14 protein-coding genes, 3 rRNA genes and 1 pseudogene are annotated in these 23,532 nt (G+C 69.3%); all 18 read left to right on the top strand.

Going from position 1 to position 23,532, the window contains the following annotated elements:
- The 18 genes and pseudogenes from GCE65_RS05820 (at nucleotide 1) to GCE65_RS05905 (ending at nucleotide 23,374) form a co-directional block, all read left to right on the top strand.
- Entirely contained in the window at nucleotides 1–630 is a 630-nt protein-coding gene (locus GCE65_RS05820; RefSeq protein WP_228760132.1) for a DNA-3-methyladenine glycosylase, read from the top strand.
- A 67-nt stretch (nucleotides 631–697) separates the two neighbouring features.
- A complete protein-coding gene (gene tyrS, locus GCE65_RS05825) occupies nucleotides 698–1,975 on the top strand; it encodes a tyrosine--tRNA ligase (RefSeq protein ID WP_153877723.1) in 1,278 nt (425 codons plus the stop codon).
- 743 nt (nucleotides 1,976–2,718) lie between these two features.
- Nucleotides 2,719–4,242 (top strand): 16S ribosomal RNA (locus GCE65_RS05830).
- A gap of 326 nt (nucleotides 4,243–4,568) precedes the next feature.
- A 23S ribosomal RNA gene (locus tag GCE65_RS05835) occupies nucleotides 4,569–7,684 on the top strand.
- A 102-nt stretch (nucleotides 7,685–7,786) separates the two neighbouring features.
- A 5S ribosomal RNA gene (gene rrf / locus GCE65_RS05840) occupies nucleotides 7,787–7,903 on the top strand.
- The 16S, 23S and 5S rRNA genes sit together here, the layout of an rRNA operon.
- A 115-nt stretch (nucleotides 7,904–8,018) precedes the next feature.
- Nucleotides 8,019–10,190 (top strand): tetratricopeptide repeat protein, encoded by a 2,172-nt coding sequence (locus GCE65_RS05845; protein WP_153877724.1) that lies wholly within the window; start codon nucleotides 8,019–8,021, stop codon nucleotides 10,188–10,190.
- On the top strand, nucleotides 10,183–11,268 hold the full coding sequence (locus GCE65_RS05850; protein WP_153877725.1) for an HAD-IIA family hydrolase: 1,086 nt from the start codon (nucleotides 10,183–10,185) through the stop codon (nucleotides 11,266–11,268). The genes GCE65_RS05845 and GCE65_RS05850 overlap by 8 nt, the downstream gene beginning before the upstream one ends.
- Nucleotides 11,269–11,380: 112 nt before the next feature.
- A complete protein-coding gene (locus tag GCE65_RS05855; RefSeq protein WP_153877726.1) occupies nucleotides 11,381–11,578 on the top strand; it encodes a hypothetical protein in 198 nt (65 codons plus the stop codon).
- On the top strand, nucleotides 11,578–12,438 hold the full coding sequence (locus GCE65_RS05860) for a TlyA family RNA methyltransferase (protein WP_152818699.1): 861 nt from the start codon (nucleotides 11,578–11,580) through the stop codon (nucleotides 12,436–12,438). Before GCE65_RS05855 ends, GCE65_RS05860 begins: the two co-directional genes overlap by 1 nt.
- Complete coding sequence (locus GCE65_RS05865) at nucleotides 12,435–13,286, top strand: NAD kinase (RefSeq protein ID WP_153877727.1); 852 nt, start codon at nucleotides 12,435–12,437, stop codon at nucleotides 13,284–13,286. The genes GCE65_RS05860 and GCE65_RS05865 overlap by 4 nt, the downstream gene beginning before the upstream one ends.
- Nucleotides 13,283–15,088 carry a DNA repair protein RecN gene (locus GCE65_RS05870; RefSeq protein WP_153877728.1) on the top strand — a complete coding sequence of 602 codons (1,806 nt, stop codon included), beginning with the start codon at nucleotides 13,283–13,285 and terminating at the stop codon, nucleotides 15,086–15,088. Before GCE65_RS05865 ends, GCE65_RS05870 begins: the two co-directional genes overlap by 4 nt.
- A gap of 27 nt (nucleotides 15,089–15,115) precedes the next feature.
- The gene (gene steA / locus GCE65_RS05875; RefSeq protein WP_152818703.1) at nucleotides 15,116–16,297 is read left to right on the top strand and encodes a putative cytokinetic ring protein SteA; all 1,182 of its coding nucleotides are present in this window, start codon (nucleotides 15,116–15,118) and stop codon (nucleotides 16,295–16,297) included.
- Nucleotides 16,298–16,312: 15 nt separating this feature from the next.
- Nucleotides 16,313–17,359 (top strand): copper transporter, encoded by a 1,047-nt coding sequence (locus tag GCE65_RS05880; protein WP_153877729.1) that lies wholly within the window; start codon nucleotides 16,313–16,315, stop codon nucleotides 17,357–17,359.
- Nucleotides 17,359–18,297, top strand: a complete 939-nt coding sequence (locus tag GCE65_RS05885) for a hypothetical protein (protein WP_153877730.1) — start codon at nucleotides 17,359–17,361, stop codon at nucleotides 18,295–18,297. Before GCE65_RS05880 ends, GCE65_RS05885 begins: the two co-directional genes overlap by 1 nt.
- A complete protein-coding gene (gene murJ, locus GCE65_RS05890; protein ID WP_153877731.1) occupies nucleotides 18,294–20,000 on the top strand; it encodes a murein biosynthesis integral membrane protein MurJ in 1,707 nt (568 codons plus the stop codon). The genes GCE65_RS05885 and murJ overlap by 4 nt, the downstream gene beginning before the upstream one ends.
- A gap of 173 nt (nucleotides 20,001–20,173) precedes the next feature.
- Nucleotides 20,174–21,070 (top strand): annotated as a pseudogene (locus GCE65_RS16535) (glycosyltransferase family 4 protein); the annotation flags it as partial.
- 6 nt (nucleotides 21,071–21,076) lie between these two features.
- On the top strand, nucleotides 21,077–22,762 hold the full coding sequence (locus tag GCE65_RS05900) for a CTP synthase (RefSeq protein ID WP_153877733.1): 1,686 nt from the start codon (nucleotides 21,077–21,079) through the stop codon (nucleotides 22,760–22,762).
- Entirely contained in the window at nucleotides 22,763–23,374 is a 612-nt protein-coding gene (locus GCE65_RS05905) for an NUDIX hydrolase (protein ID WP_153877734.1), read from the top strand.
- The last annotated feature ends 158 nt before the right edge of the window (nucleotides 23,375–23,532 follow it).

Here is a 23,532-nt window from a genome sequence, read left to right on the forward strand (position 1 = left end):
GTGGCCGCATCGATCGACCTGAGCCGGCGCAGCACCGAACTCGCCCCGGAACTGCTCGGGGCCGAGCTCGTCTCCACGCTCGGGGGAGCGCGGGTGCGGCTGCGGATCACCGAGGTCGAGGCCTACGAGGGCCTCGACGATCCCGCCTCCCACGCCTTCCGCGGGCCCACGAACCGCAACCGGGTCATGTTCGGCCCGCCCGCGCACCTGTACGTGTACCGCCACCTCGGGCTGCACCACTGCGCGAACCTCGTGGTCGGCCCGGCCGGGACCGCCTCGGCCGTGCTGCTGCGCGCCGGGGAGATCCTCGACGGGGCCGAGACGGCCTGGCAGCGCCGAAACGACGCCGGCGTGTGCCGCCGGCCCGTCGACCTGGCGCGCGGACCCGCCCGGCTCACCGTGGCGCTCGGGATCCGCGCCGAACACGACGGCATCGCCGTCTCGCTCGAGGACGACGCAGCTCCCCTCCGGCTCGAGCGCACCGGTCGCGTCCGGCCCGCCGACGTGCGCACCGGCCCGCGGGTCGGGGTGTCCGGCGCGGGGGCCGACCCACAGGCGTACCCGTGGCGGTACTGGCTCGCCGGCGACGAGCACGTGTCCGCCTACCGGATAGGCTCGCCCCGACGCTGACCCGGGGCAATGCCCGAAGCGCGCTCGCGCTCACGACCAGCCGAACGACAACGAAGGACGAGACATCGTGACCGACATCCTCGAGGAGCTGCGCTGGCGCGGCCTCATCGCCCAATCGACCGACGCCGAGGCACTCGCCGAGGCGTTCGCGGCCGGGCCGGTCACCTACTATTGCGGCTTCGATCCGACCGCGGCGAGCCTGCACCACGGACACCTCGTGCAACTCGTGCTGCTGCGCCACCTGCAGCGCGCGGGCCACCGGGCCATCGCCCTCGTCGGCGGCGCGACCGGGATGATCGGCGATCCGCGCCAGTCCGGGGAGCGCGTGCTCAACGACAAGGAGACCGTGGAGCGGTGGACGACCGGGCTGCGCGAGCAGATCTCCACCTTCCTCGACTTCGAGGGCGACAACCCGGCGCTGCTGGTCAACAACCTCGACTGGACGGCGCAGCTGGGCGCGATCGACTTCCTGCGGGAGATCGGCAAGCACTTCCGGCTCGGCACGATGCTCGCCAAGGACACCGTCGCCCGGCGGCTGGCCTCGGACGAGGGCATCTCCTTCACCGAGTTCAGCTATCAGATCCTCCAGGGGATGGACTACCTCGAACTGTTCCGGCGCTACGGCTGCACCCTGCAGACCGGCGGCAACGACCAGTGGGGCAACCTCGTCTCCGGGGTCGACCTCATCCGCCGGGTCGAGGGCGCGGGCGTGCACGTGCTCACCACGCCCCTCATCACCAAGGCCGACGGCACGAAGTTCGGCAAGACCGAGGGCGGGGCGGTGTGGCTCTCGCCCGAGCTCATGAGCCCCTACGCCTTCTACCAGTTCTGGATCAACACCGACGACGCGGACGTCGTGGGCTACCTCAAGGTGTTCACCTTCCTCGAGCGGGCCGAGATCGAGGAGCTCGCCGCGCAGGTCGCGGAGCGGCCGGCGGCGCGCGAGGCGCAGCGGGCCCTCGCCCGCGCCGTGACGACCCTCGTGCACGGGGCGAACGCCTGCGAACGGGTCGAGGCGGCCTCCCAGGCGCTCTTCGGCCGGGGGAGCGGGCTCGACCTCGCGGACCTCGACGCCGGCACACTCGCCGATGCCGTGGCCGAGGTGCCCAGGGGGGCGGGGGAGGTCGGCGCCGACACGATCCTCGACCTGCTGCAGTCCACCGGCCTGTGCCGTAGCCGGAACGAGGCGCGGCGGGCGGTGAGCGACGGGGGCGCCTACCTGAACAACGTCAAGGTGACCGATCCCGATCGGGTGCTCACCGATGCCGACCTGCTCGCGGGCGGGGTTGCGCTCGTGCGTCGGGGTCGGCGGAGTCTTGCTGTGGTGACGACCGGGGGCGCTTGAGCCGCCGGATCTAGCCGTGTGCGGGTTCGTGGATGCTTGTGAGTACGGTCACGAATCGGTCCGGGCGCCCCGGATTCCGGCCCGGATTGGGCGGGGTTCGGGGTGTTTGTGCTGGTCAGGGCGTTGCGGGTGTGGGTGGGGGTGGGTGTGTGGGGGTGGGGGTGGGATTTGACGTGGGGGGTGGGGTGCGTAATGTTCTATCTCGTCGCCCCGAGCGGGAGGAACGGCCGCTGAGTGTGGTTGGTTCCCGGTGGGGTGGCGGCTTGGTTGGTCATCGCGGTTTCCGCGGCGTATAGCCAGGTGGAGGCGACTGGCTCTTCGGGGCTGGATGAGGTAAGCTTCTTTCTCGGCCGGGTTCGGTTCTGGAGGCCTTCGGGTTGACGGGGTTGGTTTGGTCGGGTAGTTTGGAGAGGTTGCCCTGCGCTGGTCTGCATGTTGTGTGTGGTCCGGGTGGTGCGCGTCCGTTTCTTGAGAACTCAACAGTGTGTCAAAAATCGATGCCATATTTTATATGGTTCCCTGTGAGGGGTGATGGCTGGTCGGCTGCTCTTTGGGGTGGTTGGTTGGTTGTTGTTTCTCTTGGGTTCCTTTTTGGATGGATGAATACTTGCTAGTATTTGTCTGCCAGATCATTTGAAGGCTCGTGGCTTGCCCTGTTTTTGGGGTGGGTTGTGGGTTTCTTCGTATTGTTGATGCGTCGGGTGCCGGCTCTTCGGGGTTGGTGTTCGGGGTGTCTGTATACATTAACGGAGAGTTTGATCCTGGCTCAGGACGAACGCTGGCGGCGTGCTTAACACATGCAAGTCGAACGCTGAAGCTTGGTGCTTGCACTGGGTGGATGAGTGGCGAACGGGTGAGTAACACGTGAGTAACCTGCCCCTGGCTTCGGGATAACCGTGAGAAATTGCGGCTAATACCGGATATGAGATGCGTGCGCATGTGCGTGTCTGGAAAGATTTATCGGCGAGGGATGGACTCACGGCCTATCAGCTTGTTGGTGGGGTAATGGCCTACCAAGGCGACGACGGGTAGCCGGCCTGAGAGGGTGACCGGCCACACTGGGACTGAGATACGGCCCAGACTCCTACGGGAGGCAGCAGTGGGGAATATTGCACAATGGGCGGAAGCCTGATGCAGCGACGCCGCGTGGAGGATGACGGCCTTCGGGTTGTAAACTCCTTTCAGTAGGGAAGAAGCGAGAGTGACGGTACCTGCAGAAGAAGCGCCGGCTAACTACGTGCCAGCAGCCGCGGTAATACGTAGGGCGCAAGCGTTGTCCGGAATTATTGGGCGTAAAGAGCTCGTAGGCGGTTTGTCACGTCTGCTGTGAAAACGCGAGGCTCAACCTCGCGCCTGCAGTGGGTACGGGCAGACTAGAGTGTGGTAGGGGAGACTGGAATTCCTGGTGTAGCGGTGGAATGCGCAGATATCAGGAGGAACACCGATGGCGAAGGCAGGTCTCTGGGCCACTACTGACGCTGAGGAGCGAAAGCATGGGTAGCGAACAGGATTAGATACCCTGGTAGTCCATGCCGTAAACGTTGGGCACTAGGTGTGGGGCTCGTTCCACGAGTTCTGCGCCGCAGCTAACGCATTAAGTGCCCCGCCTGGGGAGTACGGCCGCAAGGCTAAAACTCAAAGGAATTGACGGGGGCCCGCACAAGCGGCGGAGCATGCGGATTAATTCGATGCAACGCGAAGAACCTTACCAAGGCTTGACATATACCGAAAACTCGTAGAGATACGGGGTCCGTAAGGGCGGTATACAGGTGGTGCATGGTTGTCGTCAGCTCGTGTCGTGAGATGTTGGGTTAAGTCCCGCAACGAGCGCAACCCTCGTCCTATGTTGCCAGCACGTAATGGTGGGGACTCATAGGAGACTGCCGGGGTCAACTCGGAGGAAGGTGGGGATGAGGTCAAATCATCATGCCCCTTATGTCTTGGGCTTCACGCATGCTACAATGGCCGGTACAGTGGGCTGCGATACCGTAAGGTGGAGCGAATCCCAAAAAGCCGGTCTCAGTTCGGATTGGGGTCTGCAACTCGACCCCATGAAGTCGGAGTCGCTAGTAATCGCAGATCAGCAACGCTGCGGTGAATACGTTCTCGGGCCTTGTACACACCGCCCGTCACGTCACGAAAGTCGGTAACACCCGAAGCCAGTGGCCCAACCCTTGTGGGGGGAGCTGTCGAAGGTGGGATTGGCGATTGGGACGAAGTCGTAACAAGGTAGCCGTACCGGAAGGTGCGGCTGGATCACCTCCTTTCTAAGGAGCTTCTTATACCTGCCCCGTTGGGGTGGGTGTCAGTGCCATGCCTCGGGCGAGTGTCTCGGGGGTGGTTGCTCATGGGTGGAACATCGATTAGTTGGCGCGTTTGTTCGTGCTGGTGGCTGGTACCGCTCTTCGGGGTTGGGATGGTTGCTGGTGGGGGTGGGCGTGTTTGGCACACTGTTGGGTCCTGAGGGAACGGCCGTTAAGGGTTGTTGTCTCGTGCGGACCAGTCTGGCCGGCTCTTAATTGGGTTGGTTGGGTTGGGCCCGTTCGTAGCTTGAGAACTGTACAGTGGACGCGAGCATCTTTGATTTTTTTGTGGTCAAGTTTTTAAGAGCAATCGGTGGATGCCTTGGCATCAGGAGCCGAAGAAGGACGTAGTAGCCTGCGATAAGCCTCGGGAAGTCGGCAAACGGACGTTGATCCGAGGATCTCCGAATGGGGAAACCCAGCTGCAGTCATGTGCAGTTACCCTCACCTGAACTCATAGGGTGAGTGGAGGGAACGTGGGGAAGTGAAACATCTCAGTACCCACAGGAAGAGATATTCCGTTAGTAGTGGCGAGCGAACGCGGATCAGGCTAAACCGTGCGTGTGTGATAGCCGGCAGGTGTTGCACGTGCGGGGTTGTGGGACTCGTTGGCTGGTTCTGCCGAACTGGCGAAGAGTGATCAAGTCTCGTGATAGACGAACGGCATTGAATGGTCGAGCATAGAGGGTGTTACTCCCGTAGTCGAAATCGCGTGGCCTCTTGATGATTCCCAAGTAGCACGGGGCCCGAGAAATCCCGTGTGAATCTGCCAAGACCACTTGGTAAGCCTAAATACTACCTGATGACCGATAGCGGACAAGTACCGTGAGGGAAAGGTGAAAAGTACCCCGGGAGGGGAGTGAAATAGTACCTGAAACCGATTGCTTACAATCCGTTGGAGCCTCCATGGTTGGGGTGACAGCGTGCCTTTTGAGAATGAGCCTGCGAGTTAGTGGTACGTGGCGAGGTTAACCGTGTGGGGAAGCCGTAGCGAAAGCGAGTCCGAAATGGGCGTTTGAGTCGCGTGCTCTAGACCCGAAGCGGAGTGATCTATCCATGGCCAGGTTGAAGCGCGGGTAAGACCGCGTGGAGGACCGAACCCACCTAGGTTGAAAAACTGGGGGGATGAGCTGTGGATAGGGGTGAAAGGCCAATCAAACTCCGTGATAGCTGGTTCTCCCCGAAATGCATTTAGGTGCAGCGTCACGCGTTTCTTACCGGAGGTAGAGCACTGGATGGCCGATGGGCCCCACTAGGTTACTGACGTCAACCAAACTCCGAATGCCGGTAAGTGAGAGCGTGGCAGTGAGACTGTGGGGGATAAGCTTCATAGTCGAGAGGGAAACAGCCCAGACCACCAGCTAAGGCCCCTAAGCGTGTGCTAAGTGGGAAAGGATGTGGAGTTGCACAGACAACCAGGAGGTTGGCTTAGAAGCAGCCACCCTTGAAAGAGTGCGTAATAGCTCACTGGTCAAGTGATTCCGCGCCGACAATGTAGCGGGGCTCAAGTACACCGCCGAAGCTGTGGCATTCATGCGTTAACCAGGCTCATCTCCTTGTGGGGTGTGTCCAGGTGTGTGGATGGGTAGGGGAGCGTCGTGTGGCGGGTGAAGCGGCGGAGTGATCCAGCCGTGGATGCCACACGAGTGAGAATGCAGGCATGAGTAGCGAAAGACGGGTGAGAAACCCGTCCGCCGAATGACCAAGGGTTCCAGGGCCAGGTTAATCCGCCCTGGGTTAGTCGGGACCTAAGGCGAGGCCGACAGGCGTAGTCGATGGATGACGGGTTGATATTCCCGTACCGATGCGAAGGACCGTCCATACCGAGCCCGGTGATGCTAATCGTCCGACGCCGCTCATCGTCCCTTCGGGGACACCGGGTGGTTGAGCACGAGAACCGATCTGGTAGTAGGTAAGCGTATTAACAGGAGGGACGCAGGAAGGTAGCCCACCGTGCCGATGGTTGTGCACGCTCAAGGTTGTAGGGTGAGGAGTAGGTAAATCCGCTCCTCGTGTGCCTGAGAACCGATGGTGACAGCGAATGCTGGATAAAGGGTGATCCTATGCTGCCGAGAAAAGCTCCGGCGCGAGGTCCTAGCTGCCCGTACCCTAAACCAACTCAGGTGGTCAGGTAGAGAATACTAAGGCGATCGAGATAATCACGGTTAAGGAACTCGGCAAAATGCCCCCGTAACTTCGGGAGAAGGGGGGCCTGAGGCGTGAACACCCTTGCGGTGGGAGCGTTTGAGGGCCGCAGAGACCAGAGAGAAGCGACTGTTTACTAAAAACACAGGTCCGTGCGAAGTCGTAAGACGATGTATACGGACTGACGCCTGCCCAGTGCTGGAAGGTTAAGAGGACGGGTTAGCCGTAAGGCGAAGCTCAGAATTTAAGCCCCAGTAAACGGCGGTGGTAACTATAACCATCCTAAGGTAGCGAAATTCCTTGTCGGGTAAGTTCCGACCTGCACGAATGGCGTAACGACTTCTCTGCTGTCTCAACCGTGAACTCGGCGAAATTGCATTACGAGTAAAGATGCTCGTTACGCGCAGCAGGACGGAAAGACCCCGGGACCTTTACTATAGCTTGGTATTGGTATTCGGGACGGCTTGTGTAGGATAGGTGGGAGACTTTGAAGCGGGCACGCCAGTGTTCGTGGAGTCATTGTTGAAATACCACTCTGGTCGTTCTGAATATCTAACCTCGGTCCGTGATCCGGATCAGGGACAGTGCCTGGTGGGTAGTTTAACTGGGGCGGTTGCCTCCTAAAATGTAACGGAGGCGCTCAAAGGTTCCCTCAGTCTGGTTGGTAATCAGGCATTGAGTGTAAGTGCACAAGGGAGCTTGACTGCGAGACGGACATGTCAAGCAGGGACGAAAGTCGGAACTAGTGACCCGACGGTGGCTTGTGGAAGCGCCGTCGCTCAACGGATAAAAGGTACCCCGGGGATAACAGGCTGATCTTGCCCAAGAGTCCATATCGACGGCATGGTTTGGCACCTCGATGTCGGCTCGTCGCATCCTGGGGCTGGAGTCGGTCCCAAGGGTTGGGCTGTTCGCCCATTAAAGCGGTACGCGAGCTGGGTTTAGAACGTCGTGAGACAGTTCGGTCCCTATCCGCTGCGCGCGTAGGAAATTTGAGAAGGGCTGTCCTTAGTACGAGAGGACCGGGACGGACCAACCTCTGGTGTGCCAGTTGTTCTGCCAAGAGCACGGCTGGTTGGCTACGTTGGGAAGGGATAACCGCTGAAAGCATCTAAGCGGGAAGCCTGCTTCAAGATGAGATTTCCATACCCGTTAGGGTGAGAGGCTCCCAGTAGACCACTGGGTTGATAGGCCGGATGTGTAAGCGAGGACTAACGACTCGTTCAGCTGACCGGTACTAATATGCCGATAACTTCACCACACTCGAACCCTCTAGGGTTCGGAAGAATCACAAGATCTGCGTGCGTCCACTGTATGGTTCCCGAGATACGACCGGGAAACCGAAGCAATATCTCAATAGAGTTACGGCGGTCATAGCGAGGGGGAAACGCCCGGTCCCATTCCGAACCCGGAAGCTAAGCCCCTCTGCGCCGATGGTACTGCGTGGGAGACCACGTGGGAGAGTAGGACACCGCCGGACACAACTTCAAGAAGAGGCCACCCACACGGGTGGCCTCTTCTTCTTTCTCCGACCACGGCGATCCCGTGCCAAGATGAGGTCTGTCCGATGCCGCTACGTACGAACGAGGAGAATCATGGCTGACGAGAACGATCGGCCCGAACGTCGCAGCGGCAACGAGGAGCACCGACGCCGCCCCGACCGTAGCGGCTACCAAGGCCGCCGTGACGACCGTGGCGGCTACCAGGGCAAACGCGACGACCGTGGCGGGTACCAGGGCAAGCGCGATGACAGGGGCGGCTACCAGGGCAAGCGTGACGATCGCGGTGGTTACCATGCGCGTCGTCCCGAGGGCGACCGGGGCGGCTACCAGGGGCGTCGCGAGGATCACGGCGGTTTCCAGGGCAAGCGTGACGATCGGGGTGGTTCCCAGGGGCTTCGTCCCGAGGGTGACCGGGGCGGCTACCAGGGGCGTCGCGAGGATCGCGGTGGCTATCAGGGCAATCGTGATGACCGTGGCGGGTACCAGGGCAAGCGTGACGACCGGGGCGGATACCAGGGGCGTCGCGAGGATCGCGGCGGCTACCAGGGCAAGCGCGACGACCGTGGCGGCTACCAGGGCAAGCGCGACGACCGGGGCGGATACCAGGGGCGTCGCGAGGATCGCGGTGGCTATCAGGGCAATCGTGACGACCGTGGCGGTTACCAGGGGCGTCGTCCTGAGGGTGACCGGGGCGGCTACCAGGGGCGTCGCGAGGATCGCGGTAGCTATCAGGGCAATCGTGACGACCGCGGTGGCTATCAGGGCAAGCGCGAAGACCGTGGCGGTTTCCAGGGCCGGCGTGACGATCGCGGTGGTTTCCAGGGCCGACGTGACGATCGCGGTGGTTACCAGGGCCGTCGTCCTGAGGGTGATCGCGGCGGCTATCAGGGGAACCGTGATGACCGTGGTGGTTACCAAGGCCGGCGCGACGACCGTGGCGGATACCAGGGGCGTCGCGTGGATCGCGGCGGTATCCAGGGCAATCCTGACGGCCGTGGTGGTTACCAGGGCAAGCGTGACGACCGTGGTGGCTACCAGGGCCGGCGCGAGGACCGTGGTGGTTTCCAGGGCGGACGTGACGAGCGCGGTGGTTACCGGGGCGATCGTGACGGCCATGGCGGTTACCAGGGCAAGCGTGACGACCGTGGTGGCTACCAGGGCCGGCGCGAGGACCGTGGCGGTTACCAGGGCAAGCGCGAGGACCGTGGCGGTTACCAAGGCCGACGCGATGATCGCGGTGGTTACCAAGGTCGGCGCGAGGACCGTGGTGGTTACCAGGGCAACCGTGAGGACCGTGGTGGTTACCAGGGCAGGCGTCCTGAGGGTGACCGAGGCGGTTACCAGGGGCGTCGCGACGACCGTGGCGGCCACCAGGGCAGTCATTCCGAGAGCGACCGCGGTTATCAGGGCAGCCGCGAGGATCGGCCACGCGCCCCGTGGATCCCGGAGGAGATCACCTTCCAGCAGCTCGACCGGGAGGCCCGGTCGCGGCTCCGCTCGCTCTCGAAGGAGAACGCGGAACGGGTCGGCCGACACCTCGTCATGGCGGGGACGCTCCTCGAGAGCGATCCCGAGCTCGCCTACGAGCACGCTCAGGCCGCCGTGCAGCGCGCGGGCCGGATCGACGTCGTGCGGGAGGCCGGGGCCTTGACCGCCTATGCCACCGGGCGGTACGCGGAGGCGCTCCGGGAACTGCGCACGGTTCGGCGCCTGTCCGGAATCGATGCGCACGGGGCGATCGAGGCCGACTGCGAACGCGGGCTCGGGCGGCCGGAACGCGCCCTCAACGTCATCGCGGAGGCCCCCGCGAATCAGTCGGTGAATCAGCGTGCCGAACTGGCGATCGTCGAGGCCGGCGCGCGCCTCGACCTCGACCAGGCCGACGCCGCGCTCGTCGTGATCGAGGACGCCCCGCGCACGCCGGCGACCGAGACCCGCGTCCGGTCGATGCAGGCGGACGTGCTCAGGGCGCTCGGGCGCGAGGCCGAGGCGGATGCGCTCGCGGCCACGCTTCCCGAGCCTGAGGCGCTCCTCGACTACGAGGACCTCGCCCCTGACGCCGACGACGAGGACACGTCGTCCGTGCAGGACGATGAGCCGACGGAGCCGACGGAGCCGACGGAGCCGACGGAACCGACTGGGTCCGGTGACGCCGGGGAGGCCGATGATCCCGCAGCGCCCGACGTGGTCGACGAACCCGCAGAGCGCGACGAGGTCGACGGCTCCGACGAGGCCGGCGAGGAGGACGAGGAGTCGAATGACTGAGATCCACCGCTCGAGCCTGACGGGGGAGAGCCCCCTCGATTCGTGTGAGCAGCCGCTCATCGCGTGCACGGATCTGGTGCTCCTCGATCTCGACGGGGTCGTGTACCGCGGCCCGCACGCCGTCGCCCACGCGGCGGAGTCGCTCGCCACGGCACGCGAGCGCGGGGTGAGCCTGCACTACGTGACGAACAACGCCGGGCGCCCGCCTCAGGACGTCGCCGACCACCTGCGCGACCTCGGCATCCCCACGCTCGAGAACGAGGTCACCACCGCGGCCCAGGCCGCCGCCGTGCTCATCGCGGCCGACTATCCGGCGGGAACCAAGGTGCTCGTCGTCGGCGGTCCGGGCCTGTTCCTCGCGCTCGAGGAGGTCGGCATGGTTCCCGTCACGAGCGCCGAGGACGACCCCGCCGTCGTGGTGCAGGGGCTCTCGCGCACCCTCGCGTGGCCCGAGCTGGCCGAGGCCGCGTACGCGATCGGCAACGGTGCGGAGTTCATCGCCTCCAACCTCGACTCCACGCTCCCGACCGAACGCGGCATGGCACCGGGGAACGGCTCTCTCGTGGCCGCGGTCGCGCACGCGACCGGCGTCCGGCCGCGGGCGACGGGCAAGCCCGAGCCCGAGATCTTCCACCAGGCCGCCGAGCGTGCGGGCGGTCGGCGGCCGGTCATGATCGGCGACCGGCTCGACACCGACATCGCCGGCGCCCGCGCCGCGGGGTACCCCTCGATGCACGTGTTCACCGGCGTCGACGGCCCCCGCGAGCTCCTGCGCGCCGGGGCACACGAGCGCCCGACGCTCCTCGCCCACGACCTGCGGGGGCTGCTCGAACCGCACCCGGCCGTCGCCCCGGAGGGGGACTCCTGGCGTTGCCGGGACGCCCGGGCACAGGTGAGGGACTCCCGACTCGAACTCACCGAGAACGGGCTCACCACGGTGCTCTCGGGTGCGGACGCGGCCGCCGAGGCGACGATCTCGCTCGACGGCCTGCGGGCGCTCCTGGCCGCCGGCTGGACCGCCGACGGGCTCGACCTCACCCGGCTCACCGACCTGCACGTCGCCCCCGAGCGGGCCTGACGGTCCGGACGGCGCCGGGTGCGCTGCCCCCGGCCAACCACAGCCGCCCACGGCCGCCCACAGCACCGGCGGCGGTGGGCCCTCACCGGCGGGTGGCGCTAACGTGGAGACCGTGACAGAACGACCGATGCCCGTGCCACGGGATCCCCGGGCCTCGCACGAGGCCGGCGACACCGATCTCGGGCCCGAGCTCGAGGCCGCGCTGGCCGCAGTCGAGGATCTCGGCCAGGCACCCCTGCCCGAGCACGTCTCGGCGTTCGACGCGGTGCACCGGTTGCTGCAGACCCGGCTGGCGGAGGCCGATCGCTGATGGCGCGGGTTCGCCTCGACGCCGAGCTCGTGCGCCGTCACCTCGCCCGCTCGCGCGCGCACGCCGCCGAGCTCATCGCCGCGGGCCGGGTCCGGCTCGACGGCGCCACGGCCACGAAGCCGGCCACGCAACTGCTGCCCTCGCAGGCGGTCCACGTCGTACCGGACGAAGAGGATCCGGGCTATGCGAGCCGCGGCGCCTATAAGCTCGCGGGCGCACTCGACGCCCTCGGGGACGGCGCCCCGCCCCTGACCGGACGGCGGGCCCTCGACGCCGGGGCCTCGACCGGAGGGTTCACCGACGTGCTGCTTCGCCGGGGCGTCGCCGGTGTCGTGGCCGTCGACGTCGGCTACGGCCAGTTGATCTGGCGACTGCAGAACGATCCGCGCGTCACCGTGCTCGACCGCACGAACGTGCGCACCCTCGACCCGGCCGCGGTCGCCCCGGCGCCCGACCTCGTGGTCTCCGACCTGTCGTTCATCTCCCTGACCCTCGTGCTCGGCGCCCTCGTCGCCGCGGTCACCCCGGACGCCGACTTCCTCCTCATGGTCAAGCCCCAGTTCGAGGTGGGCAAGGGCCGCCTCGGTTCCGGGGGCGTCGTCCGTGATCCCGCGCTCCACGCCGAAGCGGTCCGCGACGTCCTCGCGCACGCGGCCACGCTCGGCCTGCATACTCGTGCTGTGATCGCCTCACCGCTACCCGGCCCGAGCGGCAACGTCGAGTACTTCGTGCACCTGCGCGCCGCCGGCCCCGACGTGCCCGACCCCACCTCCCCGGCGGCCGCCGCCGACCGGGACGACCTCATCGCGACCGCGATCGCCGCCGGCCCCGCGGGCGCAGCAACAGGGAGGAGCTCATGAGCCGCCGCGTCCTGGTCTTCACCCACCCCACCCGGCCGCAGGCGAGCGTGCTCGCCCGCACGGTCGCCCAGGACCTGGCCACCGTGGGCATGGAGCCCGTGCCGGCCGAGGAGATCGACGACGGCGACTACGAACTCGCCATCGTCCTCGGAGGCGACGGCAGCATCCTGCGGGCCGCCGAGGTGACCCGCGGTCGCGGCATCCCGATCATCGGGGTCAATCTCGGCCACGTCGGCTTCCTCGCCGAGAGCGAGGTGGACCACGCGAGCGAGGTCGTCCGCCGGGCCGCCGAACGCGACTACCACGTGGACGAGCGCATGACCCTCGAGGTCACCGTGCAGCGCCCGGGCGAACGGGTCCCCGAGCGCGGCTGGGCGATCAACGAGGCCACCGTGGAGAAGACCGAACGGGACCGCATGATCGAGGTCGCCATCGGAATCGACGGCCGGGGCGTCTCCACGTTCGGATGCGACGCGGTCGTGCTGGCGACCCCGACCGGGTCCACCGCCTACGCCTTCTCCGGAGGCGGCCCGATCGTCTGGCCGAACGTCGAGGCCCTCCTGCTCGTGCCGATCAGCGCCCACGCCCTGTTCACCCGCCCGATCGTGGTCGGACCCGCCTCCGTCATGGCCGTGGAGATCCTCGGCCGCAGCTACACGGACGGCGTGGTCTGGTGCGACGGCCGCCGGGCGATCGCCGCGCCGGCCGGCTCCCACGTCGAGGTCGTCCGCGGCACGGAGCCCGTGCGCCTCGCCCGGTTCGGAACGGGCCCGTTCACCGACCGGCTCGTGAAGAAGTTCGACCTGCCGGTGACCGGCTGGCGAGGGAGCCGGGAGGCGGGGGAGTGATCGAGGACCTCCGGCTTCGCGACCTCGGGGTCATCGTCGAGGCACAGATCGACCTGGCGCCGGGCCTGACCGTGATCACGGGCGAGACCGGGGCGGGCAAGACGATGCTGCTCACCGGCCTGGGCCTCCTCCTCGGCGGCCGGGCCGACCCCGGCACCGTGCGCACCGGCGCCGAGCGCGCGAGCGTCGAGGGGCGCCTCGTGCCGGGGCCGGGTCACCCCGCGCTCACCATCGCCGAGGACGCCGGGGCGGAACTGGACGACGGCGCGCTGCTCGTCCTGCGCACCGTCGCCGCCGCGGGGCGCTCCCGGGCACACCTGGGCGGACGATCCGTGCCGCAGGCGATCCTCGCCGAGGTCGCCTCGCAACTCGTGACCGTGCACGGGCAGTCCGACCAGCTCCGGCTGCGCGCCGGCGCCCAGCAGCGCGCCGCCCTCGACGCCTATGCCGGCCCCGAGCACGCCCGCCTGCTCGCCGAGTTCGAACGGGCCCACGCGCTCCGGGCCGAGCTTGCCGACCGGCTCGACCGCTGGGACGCCGAGTCCGAGGAGCGCCGGGTGGAGGTCGACCGGCTCGAGGCGGCCCTGGCCCGGATCGACGAGGCCGCCCCCGAACCGGGGGAGCAGCGGCTCCTGCGGGAGGAGTCGGAACGCCTCGGCAACGTCGAGGACCTGCGCCGGGCCACCGCCATCGCCCACGCCGCCCTGACCGGCGGGGAGGAGGCGGCCGGCGCCAACGCCCTGATCGAGGCCGCCCGCGCCGCGATCGCCGAGGCCCACTCCCATGACAGCTCACTGGCCGAATGGGATCGCCGGATCGCCGACATCGCCTATCAGCTCGGCGACCTGGCCGTGGAGCTCTCCGCCTACGCCGAGGGACTCGAGGCCGACCCGGCCCGGCTCGACTACGTTCACCAGCGGCGCGCGCAGCTCGCCGACCTCGCCCGCGACCTCCTCGGACGGTCCCCGCTCGTGCGCACGCCGGACGCCGGCACCCCCGGCGAGGAGGACCCCGAGCAGGAGGAGGACCCCGACGCCGCCCTCCTGAGTTTCGCGGAGCGGGCCCGGACCCGCCACGGCGACCTCACCGCCCCGGGGGCCGGGCGGGAGAAGCTCCTCGCCGACCTTGCCGAGGCCGCAGAACAGGAGAACCGGCTGGCCGCGGCGGTGACGGCCGCCCGGAACGCCGCCGCGCTCCAGCTCGAAGAGGCGGTCGCCGCCGAACTCGCCGAGCTGGCGATGCCCGGCGCCCGGCTGCACGTGCGCCTCACCCCCCGCGCCCACCTCGCCGCGCACGGCGCGGAGGACGTCGAATTCGACCTGACCGCCCACCGCGGCGGGCCGCGCCGGCCCCTGGCCAAGGGAGCCTCCGGCGGCGAGCTCTCCCGGGTCATGCTCGCCCTCGAGGTCGCGCTCGCGAGCGACCGGGACGAGGAACTGCCCACGTTCGTCTTCGACGAGGTCGACGCCGGCGTCGGCGGCCGCGCGGCGGTGGCCGTCGGCGCCCGGCTGGCCGAACTCGCCCGGCACACGCAGGTGATCGTGGTCACCCACCTCGCCCAGGTCGCCGCCTTCGCCGACTCCCACGTCGTCGTGCGCAAACACACCCGGGACGGCGCGGACGCCGTGACCAACAGCGACATCCTCCTCGTCGCGGGCGAGGATCGCACGGCCGAACTGGCCCGGATGCTCTCCGGGGACCCCGGCTCGGCGACGGCGCTGGCCCACGCGGCCGAGTTGCTCGAGCGGCCCGTGCGCGCCGGGGCGGCGGCATCCCGCGACGGGGGTCGCTCCGGGGCGTAGCCCCGTGGATGTGGCACGATGATCCCGATGAGAATGCCCTTCCGTCGCCTCGCGACGACCGCTGAACCCGCCTTCGTCACGCGGGTCGATCCCTCGACCAAGACGCTGACCAAGCGGTTGCGTGCCGGCGAGGTCGCGATCATCGATCACGTCGACCTCGACCGAGTCAGCGCCGAGGCGCTCGTGACCAAGCGGCCCGCCGCCGTGCTCAACGCCGCCAAGTCCACCTCCGGGCGGTACCCGAACCTCGGGCCCGGGATCCTCGTCGACGCGGGCGTCCCGCTGATCGACGACCTGGGTCCCGACATCATGACCGTGACCGAGGGCGCCCGAGTCGCCTTCGACGGCGCGACCGTGACCGACGCCGCGGGCGGCGTCATCGCCGAGGGCGTTCGCCAGAGCGCCGAGAGCGTGGCCGAGAACATGGACGAGGCCCGCGCGGGCCTGTCCGTGCAGCTCGAGGCGTTCGCCGCGAACACGATGGAGTACATGAAGCGGGAGCGCGATCTCCTGCTCGACGGCGTGGGCGTGCCGGACGTGCGCACGAAGATCGCCGGGCGGCACGTGCTCATCGTGGTGCGCGGGTACCACTACAAGGAGGACCTGGCGATGCTGCGGTCCTATATCCGCGAGTACCGGCCCGTGCTCGTCGGAGTGGACGGCGGCGCCGACGCGATCCTCGAGGCCGGGCTGCACCTCGACATGATCGTCGGCGACATGGACTCCGTCTCCGACCGGGCGCTCCGGTGCGGCGCGGAGATCATCGTGCACGCCTACCGCGACGGCCGCGCCCCGGGCCGGGAGCGGGTCGAGCGCCTCGGGGTCGAGCACACGGTCTTCCCCGCCACCGGCACGAGCGAGGACGTGGCGATGCTCCTCGCCGACGACAAGGACGCCGAGCTCATCGTGGCCGTCGGCACCCACGAGACCCTCGTGGAGTTCCTCGACAAGGGCCGCGCCGGCATGGCCTCCACCTTCCTCACCCGCCTGCGGGTGGGCGGCAAGCTCATCGACGCCAAGGGCGTGTCCACCCTGTACCGGCACCGCATCTCCAACTGGTCGATGACCTTCCTCGTCCTGGCGGGCCTCGCCGCACTCCTCGCGGCGATGGCCGCCACCCCCGCCGGGCAGGCGTTCATGCGGATCGTGCTCGCGCGCCTGGACGACGTCACGGACTGGTTCTCGAACCTGTTCTCCGGCCTGTTCTAACGGTAAGGACCCTTCGTGATCGATTTTCGGTATCACATCGTCTCGCTCATCTCCGTCTTCCTCGCGCTCGCCGTGGGGATCGTGCTCGGAGCGGGCCCCCTGCGCGACTACATCGCCGACTCGCTCACCGGCCAGGTGGATCAGCTGCGCCAGGAGAAGGACGACCTGCGTGCGAGCCTCGACGACGCCCAGGCACGCAACGAGGACAGCCAGGCGTTCATCGCCGCGGCCACCGAGCCGCTGCTCGCCGGGATCCTGCCCGAGTACTCCGTGGCCCTGCTCACGCTGCCCGGAGCGAACGAGGACACGGTCGAGGCCGTGAGCGAGGCGCTGAGCCAGGCGGGTGCCACGATCGACGGCCGCCTCGGCGTGACCGGCACGTTCACCTCCCCGGGCGAGCGCTCCTTCCGTTCCGGGATCGCGGGCAACATCACCGCGTACATGAGCCCGGAGCCCGCCGCGGACGCGAGCGTGGAATCCGTGCTCGGTTCCGCGATCGGCCAGGCGCTCACCGGCTACGACCCCTACGACCCGGCCGAGTTCTCGCCGGAGGCCACCTCGATGTACGAGCTGCTGCTCAGCAGCGAACTGGTGGCCGAGGAGACCGCCCCGTCGGCACCGGTCGACGCGATCGTGCTCGTCGCGCCGGCCGAACCCGGCGGCGAGGAGGTGCTCACGGCCTCCCTCGCGCTCACCCGCTCGCTGGCGCAGGTGCCCGGCGGCTTCACCCTGCTCGGACCCGACACCGCCGACGGTGACCTCGTGCGCGTCGTCCGCGGCGACAACGAGGCGGCCGACTCGGTCACCACCGTCGACTCCCCGGGGCAGCAGACGGCCCTGATCATCACCCCCCGCGCGCTCGCCGTCGACCTGTCCGGAACCGTGGCCTCCTACGGCTTCGCCGACGGCGTGGACGCCGTGCTCCCCGCCGACCCGGGCCTGGAGCCGCCGGTGCTGCCCGAGGCCGAGGAGCGGCCCGAGGCGACCGACACGTCTGACACGGCCGATCCAGCCGACACAGCGGATCCAGCCACGGCCGACGCCGACGCGGACGCGGCCTGATGCGTCCCGTGCCGGCCCGGCTCCTCGCCGCGGCCGTCGGCGCCGGCGCGACCCTCGCGGCGGGGGCGGTCCTGCGGGCGCGGCCGCCGCGGGGCGCCGACACCTGGCGGCGCACGAACTTCCGCGGCCGGTCGGTCAGCCTGCTCGGGGGCGTGGCCGCCGGGGCCGGCGCCGTGGCCGTCGCGGCCGGCGTGCCGAGGTCGACCCCGAGCCCGGCCCACTCCGGCCCGAGCGCCGCCCGGATCCGCACCGGGGCGCTGCTGGCCACGGTCACCGCCGCCGTGATCGGCGCGGCCGACGACCTCGCCCCGGACGCGGGCGCCTCGAAGGGGCTGCGCGGCCACCTCGGCGCGCTGGCCCGGGGGGAGGTGACCACCGGCGCCGTCAAGCTGCTCGGGATCTCCGGCGCGGCGCTGCTCGCGGCCGCGATCACGGCGGGGGGCGGGCGCCCGCCCGGCCCCACGCCGCCGCTGCCGGCCCGGCTCGCCGACGTGCTCGTCTCCGGCGGCCTCATCGCCGGCAGCGCCAACCTGGTCAACCTGTTCGACCTGCGCCCCGGCCGGGGCCTCAAGGCGGTCGCCGTGCTCGCCGCGCCGCTCGCGTGCGCCGGTGGGCGGTGGCGGATCGGCGCGCCGCTGGCGGCCGGCGCGCTCGGTGTGGCCGCGGCCGCGGCGCCGGGGGACCTCGCCGAGGAGACGATGCTCGGCGACGTGGGTGCCAACGCGCTCGGCGCCCTCGTCGGCACGGCCCTCGCGCTCCAGCCGAGCACGCGGCTGCGGATCGCGGCCCTCGCCGGCATCGCCGCGCTCACCGTCGCGAGCGAGAAGGTGAGCTTCTCCGCCGTCATCGCGGCCACGCCCGTGCTGCGCCGGATCGACGACTGGGGCCGGGAACCGGCCGACCCGGGCCCGGAGGATCCCCCGGTGAGCGGGGAGTGAGCAGGGCGCGGCTCCTCGGGGGGGTCGCGGGCGCGGCCACGCTCATCGCGGCCCTGACGATCGTCTCCCGGATACTCGGATTCGGCCGCTGGTTCACCCAGGCCGGCGTGCTCGGGGCGAGCGCCGTCGGGAACGCCTACGCCTCGGCGAACACGATCCCCAACGTCCTCTACGAGGTGGTCGCCGGGGGAGCGCTCGCCGGGGCCGTCATCCCGCTGCTCGCCGGGCCGCTCGCCAAGCGGCTCACCGGCGACGTCCAGGCGATCGCCTCGGCCCTGCTCACGTGGGCCCTCGCCGGACTCGTGCCCGTGGGGATCGCGCTCGCCGTGTTCGCCCGGCCGATCGCCGAACTCATGCCGATGTCGAAGGGGTCGGATCCGGCCGCCGACCTCGCCCAGGTCGAGCTGGCCACGACCTTCCTCATCGTGTTCTCCCCACAGGTCGTGCTCTATGGCATCGGGGTCGTGCTCACCGGGCTGCTGCAGGCGCACAAGCGCTTCCTGGCCCCCGTGCTCGCCCCGATCGCCTCGACCGCGGTCGTGGTCACGAGCTACCTCGTGTTCGGCGCGCTGGCGGACGGCCTCCAGGACGAGCCGGGCCGGCTCTCCGACGCGTCCCTCGCCTGGCTCGCCTGGGGCACGACCGCCGGGGTCGCGGCGATGAGCCTGCCGCTGCTCGTGCCCGTGTTCCGGCTCGGGATCCGGTTCCGCCCCACCCTCCGGTTCCCGCCCGGGGTGGCGCGCCGCGCCCGCTCCCTGGCCTTCGCCGGGATCGGCTCCCTCATCGCGCAGCAGGCGAGCGTGCTCGCCGTGGTCTGGCTCGCCCGCGGATACGGGCTCGTGGGCACGATCAACGTGTTCCAGTACTCCCAGGCCGTCTACTTCCTGCCCTACGCGGTGCTCGCGGTGCCGTTCGCGACCGCCGTGTTCCCCCGCATCGCCGAGCTCGCCGAACTGTCCGGCCGCACCGACCGCACCGCCCGCTCCACCGCCATCGATGGGGGCGGCTCCGGCCCGGACGAGGGCGACCACGACCGGGACTTCGCCGCCGCCATCGCCTCCTCCACCCGGACCGTCGTCGTGGCGGCCCTCATCGGGGTCGCCGCCCTCATCGCCGTGGCGCCGGCCGTGCAGTCGGTCTTCGAACTCATGGATCCGATGCCCGGGATGAGTGCGGGGCTCGCCTGGATGGCGCCGGGCCTCGTGGGCTACAGCCTCATCTTCCATATCTCCCGCGTGCTCTACTCGGCCGACCGGAACCGCCTGGCGGTCGGAGCCACCGCGCTCGGCTGGGCCGCCGTCGTGGCCGGCTGCATCGTGTTCGTGCGCCTGATCGCCGGCGATCGCGGGGATCAGGAGGGCACGCTCATCGCCCTGGGCCTCGGCCACAGCGTGGGCATGTCCGTCGCGGCCGCCGCGCTGCTGTGGGCGCTCACGCGGATCGGGGACGGCGTCCGGCTCGCAGGCATCCTGCGCACCCTGGTCACGGGGCTGGCCGCCGCCGCGGCGGCGGCCGTGGCCGGCCGCTGGATCGTCGACGCCCTGCTCGCGGCCCTCGGCACGAGCGTCGCCCCGGCGCTGCTGAGCGGGCTGCTCGGGGGTACGGTGTGCATCATCGTCGTCGTGGGGGTCGTCTTCCTCACCGACCGAGAACTCCTCAACGTGATCCGGAGGCCCCGTGGCTCAGCCCGCCCGCACCAGTGACCGGCCCGTGCGCATCCTCCAGGTCACCGGCTCCAGCGCCGGCGGAGTGCGCAGGCACGTGCACCAGCTGAGCGCCGTCCTCGCCGGCCCGGGCGGCCACCGAGTGCTGCTCGCGGGCCCCGCCGACGTGATCGCGGGCTCCCCGGTGCCCGCGACGCGGGTCGAGATCACCGACGGCCCCGGGCCGGCGACCTCGCGGTGGTCCGCCGGCTGCGTGCCCTCGCCCGCACGCAGCCGTGGGTGCCGACCTCGTGCACGCCCACGGGCTGCGCGCGGGCGCACTGGCCGCGCTCGCACTCACCGGGCTGCGGACCCGCCTCGTGGTCACGCTTCACAACAAGCCCGTCGGCGGCCGCGCCATCCAGGCGGTCTCGGCGATCCTCGCCCGGATCATCGCCCGCCGGGCCGGGGCCGTGCTCGGCGTGAGCGGCGACCTGGTCGACTGGGCCCGGGGCTGGGGCGTGCCGATCGTCGAGCGGGCCCTCGTGCCCGCGCCGCCGCCGACCCGCCCGGGCACCCCGATCCCGGCCGCCGACCTCCTGCGTGCGTCCGGCGAGCCCATCCTGCTCACCGTGGCCCGGCTGGCCCCGCAGAAGGGCATGGGCCTGCTGCTCGAGGCCGCGACCGCCGTCGTCGCCGCGTACCCGCACGCGCGCTGGCTCGTGGCCGGCGACGGCCCCCTGCGCGAGCAGCTGACGCGGGCCGCCGCCGGTGGGCCGGTCACGTTCCTCGGCGCCCGCTCCGACATCGCCGATCTGCTCGCCACCGCGACCGTCGTGGTGAGCACGAGCGAGTGGGAGGGACAGCCGCTCAACCTGCAGGAGGCACTCCGGGCGGGCGCGGCGATCGTCACGACCGACGTCGGCGGCAGCGGCGAGGTCACCGGGGAGGCCGCGCTGCGCGTGCGGTGCGATGCGGGAGAGGTGGCGGGCGCCGTCCTCGAGCTGTTGAACGACCCGGCCCGGCTGGAACGCCTGCGCGCTGCGGCGACCGAACGCGCGAATGAGTTGCCCACCACATCGGAAATGCTCGATCAGGCTGACCAGATCTACCTGCGGCTGCTAGGGTAAAAATCCGTGGTCACCTCCTCCTCCCGGATCTCGGGTCAACACGTTCCGCGGCACATCTTCGTCACCGGCGGGGTCGCATCCTCGCTCGGCAAGGGCCTGACGGCCTCCTCCCTCGGGCATCTGCTCCGGGCGCGCGGCATGCGCGTGACGATGCAGAAGCTCGACCCCTATCTCAACGTCGACCCGGGCACGATGAACCCGTTCCAGCACGGGGAGGTCTTCGTCACCGAGGACGGCGCCGAGACCGACCTGGACATCGGGCACTACGAACGGTTCCTCGACGTCGACCTGTCCGCCGACGCGAACGTGACCACCGGGGTGGTCTACTCCTCGGTCATCGCCAAGGAGCGACGCGGCGAGTACCTCGGGGACACCGTGCAGGTGATCCCGCACATCACCGACGAGATCAAGGAACGCATGCGCGCCCAGGCGCACGTCGCGGATCCGCCGGACGTGATCATCACCGAGATCGGCGGCACGGTCGGCGACATCGAGTCGCAGCCGTTCCTCGAGGCCGCCCGGCAGGTGCGCCAGGACGTGGGCCGCGACAACGTGTTCTTCGTGCACGTGTCGCTCGTGCCCTACCTCAAGCCCTCCGGCGAGCTCAAGACGAAGCCCACGCAGCACTCGGTGGCCATGCTGCGCAGCATCGGCATCCAGCCCGACGCGATCGTGGTCCGCTCGGACCGCGAGCTGCCCGAGGGGGTGCGGCGCAAGATCGGCAACATGTGCGACGTCGACTACGAGGCCGTGATCAGTTGCGTCGACGCTCCCTCGATCTACGACATCCCCAAGGTCATCCACTCCGAGGGGCTCGACGCGTACGTGATCCGACGCCTCGACCTGCCCTTCCGCGACGTGACCTGGGACGAGTGGCACACCCTGCTCGAGCGCGTGCACTCGCCCGCGGACGAGGTGACGGTCGCGCTCGTGGGCAAGTACGTCGAGCTCCCCGACGCCTACCTGTCGGTGACCGAGGCGCTGCGGGCCGGCGGGTTCGCCAACGACTGCCGGGTGACGATCCGCTGGGTGGCGGCCGACGACTGCGCGAGCGCGGCCGGGGCCCGGACGGAGCTGAGCGGCGCGGACGCGGTGCTCGTGCCCGGCGGATTCGGGATCCGCGGCATCGACGGCAAGCTCGGCGCCCTGCGGTGGGCCCGTGAGAACCAGGTGCCCACGCTCGGGATCTGCCTCGGGATGCAGGCGATGGTGGTCGAGTACGCCCGCACCGTGCTCGGACTGACCGACGCCTCCTCCACCGAGTTCGACGTCGCCACCCCCGATCCCGTGATCGCGACGATGGCCGAACAGGCCGCCTTCGTCGACGGCGCGGGCGACCTCGGCGGCACGATGCGCCTGGGCGCCTACGACGCCGTGCTCACGGCCGGATCCGTCGCCGCCGAGACCTACGGCGCCCTGAGCGTGAGCGAGCGGCACCGGCACCGCTACGAGGTGAACAACTCCTACCGGGACCGGCTCGAGGCCGCCGGTCTGCGGATCTCGGGGACCTCCCCGGACGGCACCCTCGTGGAGTTCGTGGAGCTGCCGCGCGAGGTGCACCCGTTCTACGTCGCCACCCAGGCACACCCGGAGTTCAAGTCGCGCCCGACCCGCGCGCATCCGCTGTTCACCGGGCTCGTCGGGGCCGCGCTCGCGGCCCAGCGCGCGACCCGGCTGCTCGAGGTGCGCTGAGTGGCCTCCGACCTGGCCGATGTCGCCACCGACCTGCCGATCACGGCCTCGGAGCGGGTGTTCACGGGCCGGATCTGGAACGTCGCCCGCGAGAGCGTCGACCTGGGCGAGGCCGGCGAGGTGACCCGGGAGTTCGTGCAGCACACCGGCGCCGTGGCGATCCTCGCGCTCGACGAGGCCGATCGGGTCGTGCTGGTCAACCAGTACCGCCACCCGGTGCGCCGGATGCTGTGGGAACTGCCCGCCGGCCTGCTCGACGTGCCGGGGGAGGCGCTCGTCGAGGCCGCGCGGCGCGAACTGGCCGAGGAGGCCGACCTCGTGGCCGCCGACTGGCACACGCTCGGGGACTTCTATACGACGCCCGGTGGCTCGGACGAGTTCATCCGGATCTTCCTCGCCCGCGGCCTCAGCGCCGTGCCCGAGGCGGAGCGGCACGAACGCGAGGACGAGGAGCTGGGCATGCAGGTCCGGCGGGCACCGCTGGACGAGGTCGTGGCCGGCGTGCTCGCCGGACGCATCCACAACCCGTCGACAGGGTTCGGGGTGCTCGCCGCGGCCGCCGCCCGGGACCTGGACTGGTCGACCCTGCGGGCCGCCGACGCGCCGTTCTGAACGGTTCGGCGCCCCCGTCCACGCGCCGGTCGGTGAGCGGGCCGGCCGGTCGGCGCGCGGGCCGGCCGATGCGATGGCCGGCGCACCGGCCGTGGGGAAACTCTTGCGTGCACGGCAACGGGAGAGTGCCCCACTTCGGGTGCTGCGCTGTGAGCGGG

Origin of the sequence: Pseudactinotalea sp. HY158 (genome assembly GCF_009660225.1) — a bacterium.
Classification (GTDB): domain Bacteria; phylum Actinomycetota; class Actinomycetes; order Actinomycetales; family Beutenbergiaceae; genus HY158.